General features: G+C 40.6%; 18 protein-coding genes and 1 tRNA gene. 4 read left to right on the plus strand and 15 right to left on the minus strand.

Annotated features, from left to right (window positions below; genetic code table 11):
• Positions 1-154 precede the first annotated feature (154 nt).
• From QHT84_RS05130 to QHT84_RS05200, 15 genes are all read right to left on the minus strand, one after another.
• Positions 155-1156: an NAD(P)/FAD-dependent oxidoreductase gene (locus QHT84_RS05130; protein WP_321169571.1), complete on the minus strand. Its 1002-nt coding sequence runs from the start codon at positions 1154-1156 to the stop codon at positions 155-157.
• On the minus strand, positions 1156-1377 hold the full coding sequence (locus QHT84_RS05135; RefSeq protein WP_283238480.1) for a hypothetical protein: 222 nt from the start codon (positions 1375-1377) through the stop codon (positions 1156-1158). Before QHT84_RS05135 ends, QHT84_RS05130 begins: the two co-directional genes overlap by 1 nt.
• Positions 1378-1476: 99 nt before the next feature.
• Positions 1477-2343: an AraC family transcriptional regulator gene (locus QHT84_RS05140; protein ID WP_283238481.1), complete on the minus strand. Its 867-nt coding sequence runs from the start codon at positions 2341-2343 to the stop codon at positions 1477-1479.
• Positions 2344-2371: 28 nt separating this feature from the next.
• A complete protein-coding gene (locus tag QHT84_RS05145) occupies positions 2372-2755 on the minus strand; it encodes a hypothetical protein (protein WP_283238482.1) in 384 nt (127 codons plus the stop codon).
• Between the two features lie 105 nt (positions 2756-2860).
• Positions 2861-4042 (minus strand): DJ-1/PfpI family protein, encoded by a 1182-nt coding sequence (locus tag QHT84_RS05150; RefSeq protein ID WP_283238483.1) that lies wholly within the window; start codon positions 4040-4042, stop codon positions 2861-2863.
• Between the two features lie 170 nt (positions 4043-4212).
• Positions 4213-5133 (minus strand): GlxA family transcriptional regulator, encoded by a 921-nt coding sequence (locus tag QHT84_RS05155; RefSeq protein ID WP_283238484.1) that lies wholly within the window; start codon positions 5131-5133, stop codon positions 4213-4215.
• 132 nt (positions 5134-5265) lie between these two features.
• Positions 5266-5481, minus strand: coding sequence for a hypothetical protein (locus QHT84_RS05160; RefSeq protein ID WP_283238485.1), 216 nt, complete (start codon positions 5479-5481; stop codon positions 5266-5268).
• On the minus strand, positions 5462-5875 hold the full coding sequence (locus QHT84_RS05165; protein ID WP_283238486.1) for a DUF6010 family protein: 414 nt from the start codon (positions 5873-5875) through the stop codon (positions 5462-5464). The genes QHT84_RS05160 and QHT84_RS05165 overlap by 20 nt, the downstream gene beginning before the upstream one ends.
• Before the next feature lie 128 nt (positions 5876-6003).
• The gene (locus QHT84_RS05170; protein ID WP_283238487.1) at positions 6004-6891 is read right to left on the minus strand and encodes an NHL repeat-containing protein; all 888 of its coding nucleotides are present in this window, start codon (positions 6889-6891) and stop codon (positions 6004-6006) included.
• A gap of 10 nt (positions 6892-6901) precedes the next feature.
• Positions 6902-7861: a ketopantoate reductase family protein gene (locus QHT84_RS05175; RefSeq protein ID WP_283238488.1), complete on the minus strand. Its 960-nt coding sequence runs from the start codon at positions 7859-7861 to the stop codon at positions 6902-6904.
• Between the two features lie 5 nt (positions 7862-7866).
• Positions 7867-8616, minus strand: a complete 750-nt coding sequence (locus tag QHT84_RS05180; protein ID WP_283238489.1) for a DinB family protein — start codon at positions 8614-8616, stop codon at positions 7867-7869.
• Positions 8594-9169 (minus strand): GNAT family N-acetyltransferase, encoded by a 576-nt coding sequence (locus QHT84_RS05185; protein WP_283238490.1) that lies wholly within the window; start codon positions 9167-9169, stop codon positions 8594-8596. Before QHT84_RS05185 ends, QHT84_RS05180 begins: the two co-directional genes overlap by 23 nt.
• A gap of 54 nt (positions 9170-9223) precedes the next feature.
• Positions 9224-10402 carry an acetyl-CoA C-acyltransferase gene (locus QHT84_RS05190; protein ID WP_283238491.1) on the minus strand — a complete coding sequence of 393 codons (1179 nt, stop codon included), beginning with the start codon at positions 10400-10402 and terminating at the stop codon, positions 9224-9226.
• Position 10403: 1 nt separating this feature from the next.
• On the minus strand, positions 10404-10907 hold the full coding sequence (locus tag QHT84_RS05195) for a DinB family protein (RefSeq protein WP_283238492.1): 504 nt from the start codon (positions 10905-10907) through the stop codon (positions 10404-10406).
• A gap of 46 nt (positions 10908-10953) precedes the next feature.
• Positions 10954-11544 (minus strand): TetR/AcrR family transcriptional regulator, encoded by a 591-nt coding sequence (locus tag QHT84_RS05200; protein ID WP_283238493.1) that lies wholly within the window; start codon positions 11542-11544, stop codon positions 10954-10956.
• A 233-nt stretch (positions 11545-11777) separates the two neighbouring features.
• Here QHT84_RS05200 and QHT84_RS05205 point away from each other — a divergent pair, with 233 nt between their 5' ends.
• The 4 genes from QHT84_RS05205 (at position 11778) to QHT84_RS05220 (ending at position 17240) form a co-directional block, all read left to right on the plus strand.
• Positions 11778-12611 (plus strand): LytTR family DNA-binding domain-containing protein, encoded by an 834-nt coding sequence (locus QHT84_RS05205; protein ID WP_283238494.1) that lies wholly within the window; start codon positions 11778-11780, stop codon positions 12609-12611.
• 105 nt (positions 12612-12716) lie between these two features.
• Positions 12717-13928, plus strand: a complete 1212-nt coding sequence (locus tag QHT84_RS05210; protein ID WP_283238495.1) for a dioxygenase family protein — start codon at positions 12717-12719, stop codon at positions 13926-13928.
• Between the two features lie 484 nt (positions 13929-14412).
• A tRNA-Ser gene (locus tag QHT84_RS05215) sits at positions 14413-14497 on the plus strand.
• Between the two features lie 271 nt (positions 14498-14768).
• On the plus strand, positions 14769-17240 hold the full coding sequence (locus tag QHT84_RS05220) for a cation-translocating P-type ATPase (protein WP_283238496.1): 2472 nt from the start codon (positions 14769-14771) through the stop codon (positions 17238-17240).
• Positions 17241-17301: the final 61 nt, after the last annotated feature.

A 17301-nucleotide genomic window follows, 5' to 3' on the forward strand; every position in this document is an offset into this window, starting at 1 on the left:
ATTTGTTTAAAATTCGATTAAGAGCAGTACAATTTTTTCACCAAAAAGCACATAATAAAACGTAAGTGATTTCGACTTTTATCAGATACTATTCCCGGGAATTATGGCTGAAATGGTTTTAAGAGAAGGTCTTTTTTATCCAAAGTTTAGACTGTTAGAATTGTTCCAGTATTCGTTTTTTGCTGGCAGCCATACCGGCTGCAGTTCCCATAGCTACGGCATTGGCAACTGTTCGCATTCGAGTGGTATTATCACCACAGGCGTATATTCCGTTTACAGTGGTTTCTTGGAAACCATTTACTTTGAGGTATCCATCTTCTGTTAGTGCACATCCTAATGATTCCGGAATAGTGCAATGCTGCACAAATGGTCGCAGCGAGTACAAGGCGGTTAATGGAGCAGTATTGCCATTTTGGAATACAATTTCTTGTAGATATCCATTATTGTGGTTCAATTTTACCATTTCGTCTTCCACAATTTGTATATGATGTGCTTCTAATTTTTTAACTTGTTCAGCAGTCAAGGTCGATACGCCGTTTGTGTAAATGGTGAGGTCTTTTGTCCAATTGGAAATCATTTTGGAAAGTTCAAAGGCATAATCGCCATTGCCGAGGATTCCGGTTTTGGTATGACGTACTTCGTAGCCATGGCAGTACGGACAATGAATGGCAGAAATACCCCAACATTCGGAGAATCCTTCAATATTTGGCATAATATCTTTAATTCCGGTGGCGAAAATAAGTTTGGCCGCCTGAAATTTTTCGCCGGATTCGGTAGTTATTTCAAAACCGTTTTCGATTTTAGTTCCGGTTGAGGCGATACCATTGTAGAAAGTAACCTTGTCGTATTGAGCGACCTGCTGTTTGCCCAATTCGGCTATTCCTTTCGGGGTATTGCCGTCCTGAGTCAGGAAGTTGTGTGAATGCGGGGTTTGCGCATTACAAGGCTTGCCACTGTCAATCACCAAAACGTTTGTTAAGGCTCTTCCCAAAGCCATGGCCGCGGCTAATCCGGAATAGCTTCCGCCTATAATGATAACATCAAAGGGTTTGTTGTTTGTTTTCATATCGAAATTTTTAAGCGGAATAGGAAGGGCATAGGCTAACATTCCGAATCCGGTTTGTTTAATGAACGCGCGTCTTGTAGTCCCGTCCATCACGGTTTGTTTTTGGCCGAAATCTGCCGCATCACAAAATCTATAAACGGTACACCGACAAAGACAATCCAAGGCACTAAAACCAAGGTGAGTACCAAAGTTCTACCATACAAAGGCAGTGTGGTGAGGGATTCACCAAAGAGGAATAAAAAAAGCGTAATCGACGGATAAATGGCTAACCATATTTTAAGCGAGGCCATTAGTTTCATTTTTGTTTTCATATCGCTGTTGTTTGTATTTTTCAGAAGTTTATTTTTCTTCTGCAAAACTACTTAGCGTTCCATCCTAAGCGATAGGACAAAAACAAAACACCATGGTACTTATTTTAAATTTTGACGAAAACTTTCCGGAGTTTGGCCGGTGTGCTTTTTGAAGAAGCGGATAAAATAGGAAGGATCTTCATAGCCTAAGTGAAAGGCAATTTGACTCACCTGATTGGAGGTCGCCAGCAATTGGCGTTTGGCTTCCAGGATGAGGTATTCGTTGATGATTTCAGAAGGCGTTTTATGAAGCAGGGTTTTGGTTATCGCACTTAATTGATAGGCTGACAGATGTAAATGATTGGTATAAAAAGGAAGCTGTTTGTGCGTGATGCTGTGTTGTGCTACCAATGCCATAAACGTTTCCAGTTTTTCCTGCGCATAAGGATTGCCTTTCACGGCGGGAGATTTTTCCGTCTCTTTTTGTTGACGAAGCAGTTCAATAAGCAATACGCTCAAATGGGCTTTCATTACTTCCAGATAGCCTTTGGCTTTTCGGTTGGATTCTCGGGCGATATTCGCCAAGAGTTCTTCCATCTTACGAAATCCTTCCGGTTCAAAGCTGTAGTAATTTTTCTGACTTACTTTAGTCAAATGATTTTGAGACGCGCTGTTGTGGCTGTATAAAAAGTCGGTTTTAAATTGAAGAATATATCCTCTGCTTTCTTTTGACAGCACTAGTTGATGTACTTGTCCCGGACGCATCACAGCCACACTGCAATCGGTTACGGGATAATTGACAAAATCAATTTCGTGTCGGCCGCTTCCTTTAGTAAGGAATATGATAAAATAAAAGTCGTGTCGGTGTAATTCCTGTACCAATTCTTCTTCTTCCATCAGTATTTCAATTGCTCTGATACTGAAATTTCCCGTGAGTTGTGGCTCTTTGGTACATTCGTGAAGTTGTTTTACCGGGATATTTTTCATAGGCTACAGAAAATCATATCAAAGATAGTTAAAGTTTTATCAGCATCTGAATCGGGGGTGTCTTTTGAATAGTATTCTCTAAAGGGAAAAAAGCATCGGTATTGGTACTTTCGGTAATGCTGTTGTTTTCCAAAATCGTTCTTTCTATTTCGCTTTGTGTTTTATCGTTCGTTATGTTTCCGATGATTTTTCGATCTTCCGCTATGACTTCATCTATCGTTTTTTTATAAGGCGTCATCAGACTTATGGCAGTGTTGTCATCCGAGTATACTTCCGGTTTTTTAAACTTTTCCGAGTTCCATTTTATGGAGTTCTTCAGGCTATGGTTTGCCCGCGGGATTATTGTATTTGCGTGAGTTGCATTAATGCTGACAACAGCTAAAAAGGTGTAATAAATACATATTGCTTTCATGATTCATGTTTTTAAATGGTGAAACGTATGGCAAAGAATAGGTAATCAAGAGTTTCGAGGAAGATATCGGAGCAAAAAGGGCAATAGTTCTTGAATAGCCATTTACTAATTGTAATCAAGAGTGATTTTTACAATATTGGCATAATGAGCTCCGTACTGTTCTTTAATGTTGTTAAGGCATTGATCTATAATATACTCCTTTGGATTTTGTTTGACTAATTCGAATTCTTTAAAGTAATTTTCATCCTCGGCCGAAAGCAGTTCCGGCATTACTACGTGTATTTCATCGGTTTTCGGGTCTACTATATTGTCTCCGGTATGGATAAATGTCAGTCCGTATTGGGTTTTAACGATACTGTCTTGTAGTGTAAAAGTTTTGTATGCTTTGGGAAAGGTTCGGCTGTAGGTATCCAACATGCCGGCAAATCGCAATTCATTGAGTCCGTTGTGCAATAAAAGCCCTAACTTTTTTCTTTTGGAAAAGATGACTCTTCTGACGATGGACATTTTGTTGCCAAAAGTCAAGGCGATACTATGGTGCTTCATTCTGATCTCGTCATGCGGATAGTTAATTTGAGCGGCTACTTTAGTCATCACTTCTTTACCCAATAATTGCTCTACAATCAACAGGCTGCCTTCAACAGCGTTTGATACTCCGGCTGTACTGTAGAGGTTTCCGCTTTGTGTTACCGTTACATTCTGTGTCCAAATTGGTTTGTCAAAGTGTTTTTTTACCGCGTTGTAATCCGTGGCATGAGCGGTAATCGGTTTGCCGTCGTAGAGTCCGGTTGCGGCGGCAGTAGTCGCCCCATCGCAAATCGAAATCAGTTTGGTTGTTGGCGTCATATGATTTTTGATAAAACGCAGGATTACCGGGTCTTGGTTGTCATCTCTGGCCGAAAGGGCTGGAATCACTATTACCGCTGCCTGAAGGTTTCGTTTTTCGACTTCTTCAAAAGTCAGTTGCGGCAATACAAACAAATCTTTCTTTAACGGAATCGGAGTTTCGTTTTTGGCTACGATGAATACATTGAGTTGTTCGGTGGCGTTGAAGACATAAAAAGGAGCCAGCATGTCAAACAATTCGGTTTGTTGGTTATCGGCGATTATAAAGACCGTTTTTTTGCGGTCATCTATTGTCGGGTTCTTCCAATTGGTTATTTTTTTTCCTTGATACGGTGGGTTTTGGCCAAAAGTAAGCACCGGTTGCAGCATAGTTACTGCCAAAGCGAGAAGGATCAATGCGGAGGAAATGGTAATCATCAATACTTTTTTAATTCTTTTCATGTTTAACTGGTTTTAGATGTTTTGATGATGCAAAGATGCCACCGTTATTTCAAGCGAAAATGCCATTTTGATGTCGGATACGGACAACATAAAAAATGTCCCCATTATAGAATTACGGGGACATTTCAAATGATGTTGTTCGGGAGGATGTTCGCTGTTGTAGGGGCCTGTTACGGATTGCTTTTCAAAATGCGTTGCAGTTGTCGGGCTGTTTTAAAGCCACATTGTGCTGCAATGTATTCGATGGTATATTCCGGATTGTTAACCAACGTTTTAGCAAATTCCACCCGCAATAATGTGAGGTATTCTATGATGGTAGTGCCGGTCTTTTCTTTGAAAACGCGACTCAGGTTTCGCGGACTCATAGCTACCAAATCGGCTAATTCTTCTATACTATTATTGCCCGAAAGGTTGTTAATCATATAATCTTGAACTTCGTGTATCTTGGGATGAATGTGATTTCGATAATCGAGGTAAATACTTTTTTGGGTATGATTGTCATTACGACGATAATACACTACCAAGCCGCGGGCTACTTTGTGGGTAAAGAATGCCCCTTTTAATTCTTCTAAAATAAAGAGTGCCAAGTCGATTCCCGAGCTGATGCCGGCGCTGGTGTACACGTGGTTACTCTTTTTAAACAAGACATCGGTAAGTACTTTGGCCTTAGGAAATCGGGTTTGTAATTGTTCAATTCTTCGCCAGTGTGTGGTACATTCGGTATCGTTTAGCAAACCGGCTTCACCCAAGGCAAAAGCCCCATTACAAACAGAGCACACTAGTATTTTGTTGTTGGATTGTTCCTTTATCCATCCGAAAAAATCTTTTTCGGCTCTGAAAGCAATGGAGTCGACATAATCGAAACTCATCCCCGGCATAAAAATATAATCACCTTCTTTCAGCTTGGCCTGACTATAGTGTGCCACATTGCTGAAGGCTAAGCCCGAATTGCTTATGGTTTCCTGCGAATAGGTATAGTATTCGAGTTGTACTTCAAACCCGTAAAATCGGGCTTCGGTGAATACTTGTAACGGTCCCGACAAATCTAAGATTTCTACTGAGGGTGGAATTATAAAAGCAATTTTTCTCATAGGGTATGCGTTGCATTAGATTGTAAAAGTAGCGGGCTGATGTCGGTTCTGTGAGACAGTTGTACGTCACATCCTGACACGTAGTATTTTTTACTTTTACGTTATGTTAAATGTAGGCAATAAACCGCAAACTCAGTCCAATATTTCACACGAATAGCCTAAACGGTTTAAATACGACATGATGTATTTGTTTTTGTACTTATCGGTTCCTTCAATCCTTAAAATTTTATCACAGTCTTCCAAATCAAAATTGATTTTAGCATTGTTTAATTTCTTAGTCAGTGATGTCACTATACGATTGGCTTCTTTGGGCCATTGTACATTTGTTTTAAATACTTCTACTTTCATTGGATGTAGTATCTTTTTGTTTGATATACTTAAAAATAAGATAGGTGCCTACTGTAAAATCGAGTGACAAACAAAACCAATCATAATGGGGCGGTAGTAAAGCCGGATCTTGCCAAAGATTGTAACTGATATCCCAAAGGCCGTGCAAAAAATAGCCCATTGCCAAAATATAAGGACTTTTGGTGAGTCCGTAATAGGCAATAAACAAAAAGACAATGGCCTGAACAGAGGCGATACAAGCTGTGGGTAAATGCGTCCATGTGAAGCCCACATACAAAAAGCCGATACCGGCTAACGATAGGGCATAAATACTGTTTTTGTGGAATTGTTTTTGCCATTCAAAAAGAACAATTTGCAATAAAGCTCCGGCTATTCCGATACTGATGGGTGTCATTTTTTACTTTTTTGTGGTTTTGATGTGACAAAAGTAGCGTTCTGTTTTACCTTAAAAGTGACAAGTGAGCGTCATATCAGGACAGCTTGTTTTCGGATTACTTTTTCCGGTAAATGGGATGGTAACTTTCAGATTTGCAACAACAAATCGCTATCAAGTCTTATAAAATGAATTTCACCGGTAAGCATGGCCGGGACAATCAGCACATCCTTGTAAATGATAAAATCGGCCGGTCCGCCGACAGGCAATGCGGTAATTTTTTTGGATCGTTGTGAGCCAAAGATATCCCATACCATTACCATTCCTTTATTTTCGAAGCTTACCCAGTTGGAAGCTACCAACATATCTTTATAAATGGCAAGACCATCATAGTATCCTTCGAGGTTGGTTAGTTTGGTAAAGGTATTCGTTGTTAAATCGATATACCCCAATACTCCGTTGGGTTTGTTGTCTGATCCGAATCCGTTGACATACAAACGGCTTGCTTTTTTGTGGCAAAACAAGCCATTAATGCCTGCTATTTCCGGTGCAATCTTAATTTCGACAACAGTTTTGTCCGTCAAATTTATTTTGAAAAGCTTGTTTTTATCGGTCGCCGAAACAAAAAGCGTATGGTTGTCCCACACTGCTATATCGTTGAGAAAAGCGGTGTGATTAGCCATACTGATTTCATATACCTTTTGACCGTTTTTGAGATTGATGGCAATGATGCGATCGATGTCATTGACAAAGAGGATTTCTTTGTGAATGGCTAATCCTTTGGGAGCATGTAATGTTTCGGGGTAGATATTGGGGGCAATAATGTTTCCTCTTTTGTCGAGTTTGATGATTTTGCCGTCGCCATCTTTGGCAACAGGAAGCAATTCTTTACCGATATCGGCAGCATAAATATAGGTACCATCGGTTGCGATACTTTCGATATGGCCGAAACCGCTAATGGTTTTGGTGTTTTGAGCTTCGAGACAAAGCGGAATTCCTAAAAGGAAAAGGCTAACTATTCTTTTTGAATTTTTCATGGTTGTATTATTAACATGTTAATGATGGATATTTTAATTGAAGTTGTGCGTAAGCACTTTGGTAATACGGTATCGAAATTTGATGCTTTTGCGCTTCGGCTATCACATCGAGCACCAAAGCTTTTATTTCGGTTGGTTTGCCTCTCTTAAGATCTAACAGAAAAGATGATTTTGCCTCGCCTTTGAACCGGGTTAAGAGGGTAATGTTGTGCAATATGGTTTGGTCATCAACAGGAATATTTTTGCCACGTGCCAGTTGCATTAGTTCGTCGGTAAGGTTCAGGTATAAATATTCCGACTCTTGGGATTCCGTGATTTCGGCAAAGGTGATATCAAATAAGGCCGTTACCACTGCAGCGGGAGATGCAAACAGGAATTTTTTCCACAATACAGCTTCGGTATTGGTGGTGTATTGGGCATTGATATTGGCGTAATTCAGGATTTTTGCGATTTGTTCGCCTTTAGGGGTAAAGGTGTTATTGGTGCCAAAGTACCATATTCCCGGTCCGCTGAGGTGTACCACTTTTCCCGGTTTTTGTACACTTGAGGAAATGTAAATGGCGCCTTCCATGAGGAGAGCTCCCTCGGGTAAGAATGGCAATATATCGGTTCTTCCGGTAATGGTGTTTTGGGTGGTCAACACTGTGGTATCACCCGAAATACAATGGGCGTATTCCCTAATTGCTTCGGCAGCGGCAAAAGATTTGGTAGTTAAAATTAAGATGTCTATCAAACCAATTTCTCTTGGATTGGACGCAACTACATGAGGTTTACTCCGGTAAGTGATTTCATTGGAATGCCATTCCAATCCTTTTTCCGAAATGGTTTGTAACTGAGCACCCCGCGTAATGAATATGATTTCTATTTGGTCGTGTTCGGCATAATGGTGTGCCAGTTTGCCTCCTAAGTAGCCGCCAATTCCACCGATTCCGAGTATGGCGATTCGTATCTTTTTACTATTTGACTTCATAGGTATTATTTTCTTTTATGGGTTTCAAGCAGTATTCTTTTGTTTTCAATTTTGACATCGCCCACCATCAACAGCCGTAAGTCTTTGACCAATAAAGCGGTCACCTCCTCGTTGGAGATTTCTTTTTGAAAAATATCCAAGCGGAAATCGGTACCCTCCAAGCTACCGCCATTGGTGAATTGAATGTAGAAATCGAACAATACCCTATAGTGGCTGTTTTTTTTCGAATTCCTTATTTGGAGTGGTGAAGTGCTTATGATTTCTGTCATGCGGGACAGATGGTGTGTATCGTGTTCGGCTACAAATTCGAGCAGTTGCAACAGAGTCATTGGAGTTTTGAGTCGCGGGTGTAAAGCCGATTTAAAAAGGGCTGATTCATCAAGGTTTTGAAGACTGTTGAGTAATTTACGGCGCTCTGATTTGAACTTGAATAGCAAGGTGCTGAGATGGGTGTCGTTGTGGTTGGCTTGATGAGTTTGGATGTTGTGAAGATCGGCTTCCCGGAGCTCTGTATGATTACTCAGAATATCTTGTAAACGTCCCAGCCATAAGGGTTCCAAGTCGGTAAGATGACCTATATTCTCTTTCACCGACCAAGTATTGTTTATTTTTCGTGTCAGCAAATCGTTTGGAATTCCTTTTACTTTTTGATTCAGTAAAGTTGCTGTCCCTGATAATCTTTCAACGATAGACGGAAATGTATTTTGAGTATTACAGTTGGAAAACTGTCGTTCAAACCAAGGTACTTGTTTCATGGGATTCTCTTAAAAGGGTTAATTCGAGTAGCGCTACTTCCAGATTTCGATGCTGGGTCGGCAAATCAGGGATATCGGGCGTTGTGAAAGTATCCACTACAGCAAAACCAAATGTTTTGTAATACGCAATGATGGATGGATTTGCCGCCCAGGTATCCATGCGGATGTACTGTAATCCTTTGCGGTGTGCATAGTTGGTTGTCCAATCCAGTATTTTTTGAAACTGTTTTTGTCCTTTGTATTTCGGATTGACCACAATGCGGTGGAGGTAAACGGCATCTCCTTTTTCCCGGGTTCTCCAAATTAAGATATCCTCGAGACAAATACTGAAGACCCCGAGAATTTGATTATTTGCCACAATTTTAAATTGGAGTTGGTTTTGAATGTCTTTATTGATGAATGATTTGTCATAGGTTTTCCAACCCACATAATTATTCCTTTTTATGTAAGTAATGGCCTGCTCGAAGAGCGCATATATTGCCTTTTGATCTTTGACTGTCGTGTTTTGTATGGTATAGTCACACGAGGTCGAAAGGGTGTTGTTTTTTAACATAATACACTGTTTAATTTTTTCGAAGCGTTACCGTTACTTTTTGTTGCTGTCGTTTTACAGCAATAGATTTTGAATGATAATAGCTGTGGCGCCACCGCCGCCGTTGCAAATGGCGGCTACACCGTATTTTCCTTTTTCTTGTTGTAAGACCGACAACAGGGTACAAATGATTCTTGCTCCCGAGGCACCTAACGGATGTCCCATAGCTACAGCACCTCCGTATGCATTGAGCTTTTCAGACGGGATGTTCAACTGTTTTTGATTGGCCAAAGCAACTGCCGCATAGGCTTCATTAATCTCAAAAAAATCAATATCTTCTACCGTGAGGTTGACAGCCGCCAGTGCTTTTTGAACGGCCAGGGTAGGAGCCGTAGTAAACCATTCCGGAGCTTGGGCAGCATCGGCATATCCGATAATTTTGGCTATCGGCTGCAGTTGGTGTTGGGTAATGGCTTCTCTAGAAGCCAGGATTATCGCCGCAGCCCCGTCATTTAAATTGCTGGCATTGGCCGCCGTAACTGTCCCGTGTTCCTGAAAGGCCGGAGGTAGCATCGGAACTTTTTCGGGGATTACTTTTTTGATGTCCTCATCAAAATCAAATAGCCATTCCGCGTTTTTACTTTTAAGTGGTATCGGAATAATTTCGGTGGCCAATTTTCCACTTGCAAAAGCAGCGTTCGCTTTGGTATATGAAGCAAGCGCATAGGTATCTTGTTCTTCTCGTGACAGCTTGAATTCGGCCGCACATAATTCGGCCGCTATACCCATATGATGGTGATTATAGGCATCGGTCAATCCGTCTTTGAGTAAACCGTCAACGGAGGCACTATTGCCGAGTTTAAGCGGTTGTCTTTGTTCAAGGTAATGCGGTACCCGACTCATGTTTTCCATTCCACCGGTAATGACAATGTTATTTATGCCCAACTGAATTTGCTGGGCGCCCAGGATTACTGCTTTCATGCCCGAAGCACATACTTTGTTGATGGTGGTACAATCTGCGCTATCGGGGATACCGGCACCTAAAGCCGCTTGTCGGGCCGGAGATTGACCGAGGTTCGCCGACAACACATTACCGAAGTATACGCTGTCTACCAGAGTCGGGCTGAGCTTAGCCGACAGAAGTGCTTGTTCAATAGCGATACTGCCCAGTCGGGTGGCCGGAATGTGCGCCAAGTTTCCTAAAAATCCGCCCATGGGAGTGCGCTTTGCCGCTATGATGTATGATTCTTTCATATTATGGTTTATTGCTGATTGTTATGACTTGTTCGGCGGTAAGTCCCAGTATGGGAGGTGTGGTTATCCCCAGCATGTTGAGGTAAATACAGAGTGTGGCTCTGTGGTGAATTTCATGTACCGTTAATGCTCTCAAAAAGGAACTTAGTTTGATTTCGGTACCGCTGACTGGCTTTATTTTTTTTTGTAAGTCGGCATCCTCCAGTCGGTTTATGATATCGAGGGTTTCCCGATGGGTAGTGTTGAGATAGTTCATAATATCGTCATAATCCTCGGCCAGTTCTTTCCCACAACCGGTATAGGTTGGTTTGTTGCCCTGTATTATTTCGGCAAACAAATGGCGCTCGATGGCGGCAATGTGCCTCAAGAGGTCGGCTATGGTAAATTTTCCTTCTTTATAACTGAATTCTAAATACTCCCGTGGAATCACCCGAATTACGGTGTTGGTAGTTTCTCTTACTTTTTTGTAATAATTTACAAAGGATTGAATGCTTGTTACTTCCATAATGAATATAAAATATACCAAACGGTATATTTTTGTTTAAATTTTTTTATGTTCTGATTTCTTGTATTTTTTTTTCGAGGAAATCCATAGTAATTTTTAACACTTCAGGATTACCGGTTACTTTGGCTTGCATGACGGCACCTTCGATGATTGACATAAGAATGTAGGTGAGTTGGGTTGCATCGGTTTCGGGTTTGATTTCTCCTTTTTCGATACCGGTATGGATTAATTTTTCAACGGCTTTTTTCCAAAACTGTAAAGCCGCAGAAGCCTTTGCACGAAGTTGCGGATGGGTATCATCGGCTTCAGTGGCCGTGTTGAGTATGGGGCAGCCGGCTTTTAAAAAAGGCAATTCTAAGAACTTTCGATACGTTTCAGGATACACCAACAATCGATCCACACTGTGAGTGCGTACTTCAATCTGTTGGCGCAGGTAGTTGACTATGGTATTGTAATTGTACTCAAAGGCAGCCAAAGCTACTTCGTCTTTGTTTTCGAAGTTACCGTAGATGCTGCCTTTGGTTAAGCCGGTAGCTTCCGTCATGTCGTTCATCGACGTACCCATATACCCCTTAGCATTGAATAAGGGTGCCGTTTTTTGAATGATGAATTGTTTGGTACGTTCGGCTTTTGACATGTTCTGACCTAATTTGTTGAGACAAAGATATTAAAATAAAATACCAATCGGTATATTATTTTGTTTTTTTTTCAATTTTATCCGATTTTAAGGCTGTATGATGGTTTGATACTGCAAAAAAGTAAGTGCATTCGCAATGGCGAAGGTCAATTTTAACTTTAAAAACACTATATTTACGAGACAAAATTTGAAACTAAAACTCGGACTAAAAGAATCATCCTATTTTTTAAAACATGACACTGTTACACAAACCTTTTCGACTTTATCCGAGAGAATGGCGTATTTTATCTTTGTATGGCGCCTTGTTTTTACTTCTAGTTAATGTAGTACTTGATTATGGATACGCCATTTTTAAGTCGACCGGTTATTATGTTGCAGAATCCTTGCTGTTCAGTACCTTTTGGCTTTTGTATATACCGGCTACTGTATTGCTTCAGCGGATTTACCGAATGCCGGTTGACTCAAAACTGAAAGTAGTATTGGGAATGTTGGTTTTCGGAACACATTTTTGCGTTTATCCGGCTCTGATTTACGTGCTCTCTCGAATTTTTTATTACCATACTTTTGCTTTTTGGCAAACTTTAGCCTTTGGCTTTACCCATTACTTCATATCGGCGGCTCTGTTGTATAGTTTTATAACTTTTGTGATTTATATTACAAGTCCAGGCTACGATTCCAAGTCTATTGAGTGTGATGCGGATGAAAATACAAATCAACCTCTCACCAGCATGTTGGTCTCCGACAGTCAAAATAAAAGTATTAGCATCCTCTTATCAGATATTTATTATTTTTCGGCTTGTACGCCCTATGTAGGGATTCATCATCCGAATAAAAAGTATCTCAACACCAATACGTTAAAGTCATTGTCAGCACTTTTAGACGGGAATCGTTTTGTTCGTATTCATAAGTCTTATATTGTTAATGTGGATAAAGTAATCATGTGTCAATCTCGACTTAACGGGGACTACGATATAACCCTTACCGATGGCACTATTTTGAGGGTGAGCAGGGTGTATGCCAAAAATTTTAAGACCCGGTTTCGAGTTGGTCAACGGGTTACCGTATAATTTACTCCTCTTGGGTTATTTCGTTTGTTAGTCCGGTATTCCTGCCCACATCTTTGCAGTATAGTTATTCATCGGCTTTTGCAAACTAATCACAAACTATAACCTATGTATTCTTTTTTTCATAAAAGTACCATTGTAACGTTGGCATTTATTTTATTTGCCTGTCAAAATCACACCAATTCTCAAACGCCTAAACGTTCGGTTTCAGAAACACAAAATACGATTGGAGGTGGTTGTGAGGGTTGTGAACTTATGTACGTGGGTATGCCCCAAACGTTGACTTCTGTCCACCAAAGTATCGGATGGAATCAAGGGCACACCCGATTGATTATAACGGGAAAGGTAGTTCAAATAGACGGTAAAACACCGGCGCCGAATGTTGTTATTTATTATTGGCACACCAACGATGAGGGGTTGTATGAGGCCAATGCCCAAACTCCCAAGAAAGCTTTGGCACATGGTCGTTTAAGGGGATGGGTAAAAACAGATGCTCACGGTAATTATACGATAAAAACATCGAGACCTGCCGCTTATCCCAACGATTCCATTCCGCAGCACATACACCTCTCTATCAAGGAACCTGATTTGACAAAGGAATATTATGCCGATTTGTATTTTGACGATGATCCCCTGTATTTACGCCACAAGAAACGATATGGGAAATTAGACAGGGCCGGTACGGAGTTACTAAGGGTAGTACTTGATGATACGGTTCAAATAGCAGAGCACAATGTTGTATTGGGACTCCATATCCCGAATTATCCCAAGCATCCCGATAAGCGTGTTGATTCGGGATTGTCTATTGGAGACGATCAGCCCTCATTTATGCCGTATCATTTTTTTGGCCCCGATCGCGGTACGCGAGCTTGTCCGGTATGTCGGTATGGTCGCTACCACGGACTAGTGTATTTTGTGAGTGAAAAGTCTTCTTTGGATGAGATCAAAAAGTGGTTGGTGTTTTTAGACCAACAGTCGGATATAAGAAAGCACTATTTGAAAGCGTATTTGGTATATGTAGGCTCAAGGCGCTACAGCAAAGATGTTATTGAAAAAATGTTGCAGGAATTGGGACAAATGTTACGGCTGCAACACGTTGCTTTAACTTATGTTCCTTCTTTTAATGATGAAGACACCGAAATGTATCGGAATAAAATAAACCCAAGTGTAGAGAGTACCATAGTGTTGTACAAACACAGAACGATAGTAGATAAATGGATTAATTTGAAACCGTCTCCCGAAAATTTTGATACTGTTATCCAAGCGATTGTGAACTCTAAAGGAAACTTTTTTGATTTGCCCGAACCCCGACACGAATAAAGCTTTTTTATTCAGTTTTTCAATAGTTATTATTGGTGGGCCCTGATTATTAGCCATTAAGATGAACGATATGGGACAAGGTTATTACAGGTGATGGTTTGGCAGAGGCTTCTACCGGAATAGAAACATTAGTGCCTGAAGTTTATATTATTTGGGATTTAGAGCACAATCCTTATGATGAATTATTAGTGGGCTCGGTTTGTTTTTAACACCTTTCCATTTTACATAATGTATGTTTTGGTATAGTACTCTTACAATAAGTTGGAGGAGATGGAGATGAGATAGGGAAGAGGTATATACCAATCCTAATTTCAGGTCAAGACAATAACCTGTACAAATATATTTGTGTTTTGATAAAATGCACAGCATTAACCATATAGACACCCCTCAAAAAAATATCTTTATTTTTTACTGAAAATCGTTTTGGAAAACGAAAAAGGTTGTTATATTTGCATCCGCATTGCGCCAATAGGTGCACTTTATTGGAGAAATGGCAGAGTGGTCGATTGCGGCAGTCTTGAAAACTGTTGACTGTAACAGGTCCGGGGGTTCGAATCCCTCTTTCTCCGCAAAACAAAACCCGAAACGAAAGTTTCGGGTTTTTTATTTTAAGGAAGTATCAAAAGCTCGCTATTTCGAGATGTTTTAAAATCAAAAACCAATACTTTTGAAAAATCCATTAAGATTTTTCTTTACTCATAATTCCCTCTTTGGGAACATCGTACCTAATCCCTTTTTATTACATTTACAACTATAAATCAATAACCGCCCTGTTTTTGAGCCGCTTATGTGTTTTAGAATTCTTTTACTTCACTTGTAAATTAAAGAAGTCTGTTTACTATGAAAAATGGAATCACCACTACCAAAGCTGTCGAACAACTTAAAATTCACGGTTATAACGAGTTGCCTTCAGCAAAACCTAAAGGAATTTGGCAAATTGCTTTGGAAGTGATTAAAGAGCCCATGTTTATCCTACTTCTGGGTTGTGGCTTGGTCTATTTGGTTTTAGGCGATTATACCGAGGGCATCATTCTGCTATGCTGGGTGTTTGTGATTATTTTTATCACTTTTTATCAGCATCGAAAGACCGAAAAATCACTGGAAGCCTTGCGACAACTTTCTTCTCCGCGAACTTTAGTCATTCGTGACGGTATAGAAACCCGAATTCCAGGAAGAGAAGTAGTGCCCGATGATGTGGTTATTTTACACGAAGGTGACCGTGTACCTGCCGATGTTGTCATCCTGGAAAGTCATCATCTCACCATCGATGAGTCATTGCTAACCGGCGAATCGGTTCCGGTCACTAAGAATGACGACACCGAAAATAAAGCGTACAGCGGTACCTTAGTCGTGCAAGGAAAAGGGTTGGCAAAAGTGATTCATACCGGAATAAAGACACAATTGGGTAAAATCGGGACATCCTTACAAACTATCGAGGAGGACAGCACCCGACTACAACGCGAAATGAAAAAACTCATCCGCAACTTGTTCATTGGCGGTGCCATTATCAGTTCGGGAGTTGTGACGGCCTTTTATTTTACCAGAGGTGATATCTTGAAGGCATTATTGAACGGATTAGCCACCGCAATGGCATTGCTACCCGAGGAATTTCCGGTTGTATTTACTATTTTTTTAGCCTTAGGTGCCTGGCGTCTGTCCAGAAACAAAGTATTAACACGTAAAACTTCTGCCATCGAAACATTGGGCTCTGCCACTGTATTGTGTAGTGATAAAACCGGAACCATTACCCAAAGCAAAATGGAGATGGCTGCCTTGTATGTGAATCAAACAACGTATTACAGAGGAGAATTTGATTTCAATACTAATGATATCAAAGAACTACTGAAAACATTGTATTTCGCCTCGTCAAACAATTCCATTGACCCTATGGAAAAAGCCATTGCAAACGAATATGAAAAAGGAAAGCCAACCGAAATTTCTTTTCCACTTGTTAAAGAATACCCGTTGAGTCGGGAATTGTTTGCCATGACCAGAGTATACCAATCGGTGAATCATTCCCTGACAGCATATTGCAAAGGAGCACCGGAAGCTGTTTATCAATTGTGTCATCTATCGGAAGCTGAAATCAATGCCTATACTCCAATTGTTTTGGATTTGGCCGAAAGCGGTTTCCGAGTGCTGGCCGCAGCGAAAGGCAGTTCCAACAATGGGCTACCCGAACAACAAAGCGATTTCAATTTTTCTTTCGTTGGCTTTGTGGCCTTTGAAGATCCGATACGACCCGAAGTACCGCAAGCCATAAAGGAATGTTATGAGGCCGGAATCAACGTGATTATGATTACCGGCGATTATCCGGCAACGGCCAAAAGTATTGCCAATCAAATTGGTTTACAACATAATGCATCGGTACTCACCGGTACCGATTTGCAACAAATGAGTGAAGAAGAATTAAAGCAAAAAATCAAGCAGACCCATATTTTTGCACGCATCGTTCCGGAACAAAAATTACAAATCGTTAAAGCACTCAAAGCCAATGGTGATATAGTAGCCATGACAGGCGATGGCGTAAACGACGCACCGGCATTAAAAGCTGCCGACATCGGTGTAGCCATGGGTTTAAAAGGAACCGATGTCGCCCGCGAGGCGTCCTCGCTGGTTTTGCTGGATGACAATTTTGCTTCAATAATTCAGGCTATTCGATCCGGGAGAAGAATATTTGACAATTTGCAAAAAGCCATGTCTTACATCATTGCTATTCATATTCCTATTATCGGCCTGGTTTTGATGCCTGCTTTTTTTTCTTGGTTACCCATATTGTTGATGCCACTTCACATTGTTTTTTTGGAGCTGATTATCGATCCGGTTTGTGCCGTAGCCTTTGAATCGGAACAAGAAGAAAAAAAAATCATGAGTCGGCCCCCGCGAAAACCCGATGCGCTTTTCTTTGGTTGGTCTAAAATACTTTTCAGTTTGTTTAAAGGAACACTTTTATTGGGTATGGTGATTGCGGTGTATGCGATTTCCATTGACGAAGGTCATACCGATGGCGAAATAAGAGCGATTGCTTTTTCTTCTTTAATCATGGGTAATGTGTTTTTAATCCTGTCTTCCTTATCCGATACCCGAAACTTTATAGCTGTTGTATTGGAAAAAAATACAGCGGTCATTGTTATTTCATTGGTAGCAATTGCGATACTGTTGCTGACCATCACCGTTCCTTTTTTAAAAAATATTTTTGCCTTTGAGTTTCCGGGGTACAAACACTTTTTACCATCATTAATTGGAGCCCTAGTGATGCTTCTTGTGCTCGAATTGGTGAAGTATGTAAAGCCACGTTTCGGTAAAGTTTAGTTAAGAATCAAAAAGATAGGGTTGACAAGAGTTTCCAAGTTTGAACTATTATTGTCAGGCT

The sequence above is a fragment of the Flavobacterium sedimenticola genome, from assembly GCF_030053345.1.
Classification (GTDB): Bacteria; Bacteroidota; Bacteroidia; order Flavobacteriales; family Flavobacteriaceae; genus Flavobacterium; species Flavobacterium sedimenticola.

Bases quoted from the DNA above. Each gene is read 5' to 3' on its own strand.
- QHT84_RS05130 (WP_321169571.1), bottom strand. From the start codon at position 1,156: ATGGACGGGACTACAAGACGCGCGTTCATTAAACAAACCGGATTCGGA.
- QHT84_RS05135 (WP_283238480.1), bottom strand. From the start codon at position 1,377: ATGAAAACAAAAATGAAACTAATGGCCTCGCTTAAAATATGGTTAGCC.
- QHT84_RS05140 (WP_283238481.1), bottom strand. From the start codon at position 2,343: ATGAAAAATATCCCGGTAAAACAACTTCACGAATGTACCAAAGAGCCA.
- QHT84_RS05145 (WP_283238482.1), bottom strand. From the start codon at position 2,755: ATGAAAGCAATATGTATTTATTACACCTTTTTAGCTGTTGTCAGCATT.
- QHT84_RS05150 (WP_283238483.1), bottom strand. From the start codon at position 4,042: ATGAAAAGAATTAAAAAAGTATTGATGATTACCATTTCCTCCGCATTG.
- QHT84_RS05155 (WP_283238484.1), bottom strand. From the start codon at position 5,133: ATGAGAAAAATTGCTTTTATAATTCCACCCTCAGTAGAAATCTTAGAT.
- QHT84_RS05160 (WP_283238485.1), bottom strand. From the start codon at position 5,481: ATGAAAGTAGAAGTATTTAAAACAAATGTACAATGGCCCAAAGAAGCC.
- QHT84_RS05165 (WP_283238486.1), bottom strand. From the start codon at position 5,875: ATGACACCCATCAGTATCGGAATAGCCGGAGCTTTATTGCAAATTGTT.
- QHT84_RS05170 (WP_283238487.1), bottom strand. From the start codon at position 6,891: ATGAAAAATTCAAAAAGAATAGTTAGCCTTTTCCTTTTAGGAATTCCG.
- QHT84_RS05175 (WP_283238488.1), bottom strand. From the start codon at position 7,861: ATGAAGTCAAATAGTAAAAAGATACGAATCGCCATACTCGGAATCGGT.
- QHT84_RS05180 (WP_283238489.1), bottom strand. From the start codon at position 8,616: ATGAAACAAGTACCTTGGTTTGAACGACAGTTTTCCAACTGTAATACT.
- QHT84_RS05185 (WP_283238490.1), bottom strand. From the start codon at position 9,169: ATGTTAAAAAACAACACCCTTTCGACCTCGTGTGACTATACCATACAA.
- QHT84_RS05190 (WP_283238491.1), bottom strand. From the start codon at position 10,402: ATGAAAGAATCATACATCATAGCGGCAAAGCGCACTCCCATGGGCGGA.
- QHT84_RS05195 (WP_283238492.1), bottom strand. From the start codon at position 10,907: ATGGAAGTAACAAGCATTCAATCCTTTGTAAATTATTACAAAAAAGTA.
- QHT84_RS05200 (WP_283238493.1), bottom strand. From the start codon at position 11,544: ATGTCAAAAGCCGAACGTACCAAACAATTCATCATTCAAAAAACGGCA.
- QHT84_RS05205 (WP_283238494.1), top strand. From the start codon at position 11,778: ATGACACTGTTACACAAACCTTTTCGACTTTATCCGAGAGAATGGCGT.
- QHT84_RS05210 (WP_283238495.1), top strand. From the start codon at position 12,717: ATGTATTCTTTTTTTCATAAAAGTACCATTGTAACGTTGGCATTTATT.
- QHT84_RS05220 (WP_283238496.1), top strand. From the start codon at position 14,769: ATGAAAAATGGAATCACCACTACCAAAGCTGTCGAACAACTTAAAATT.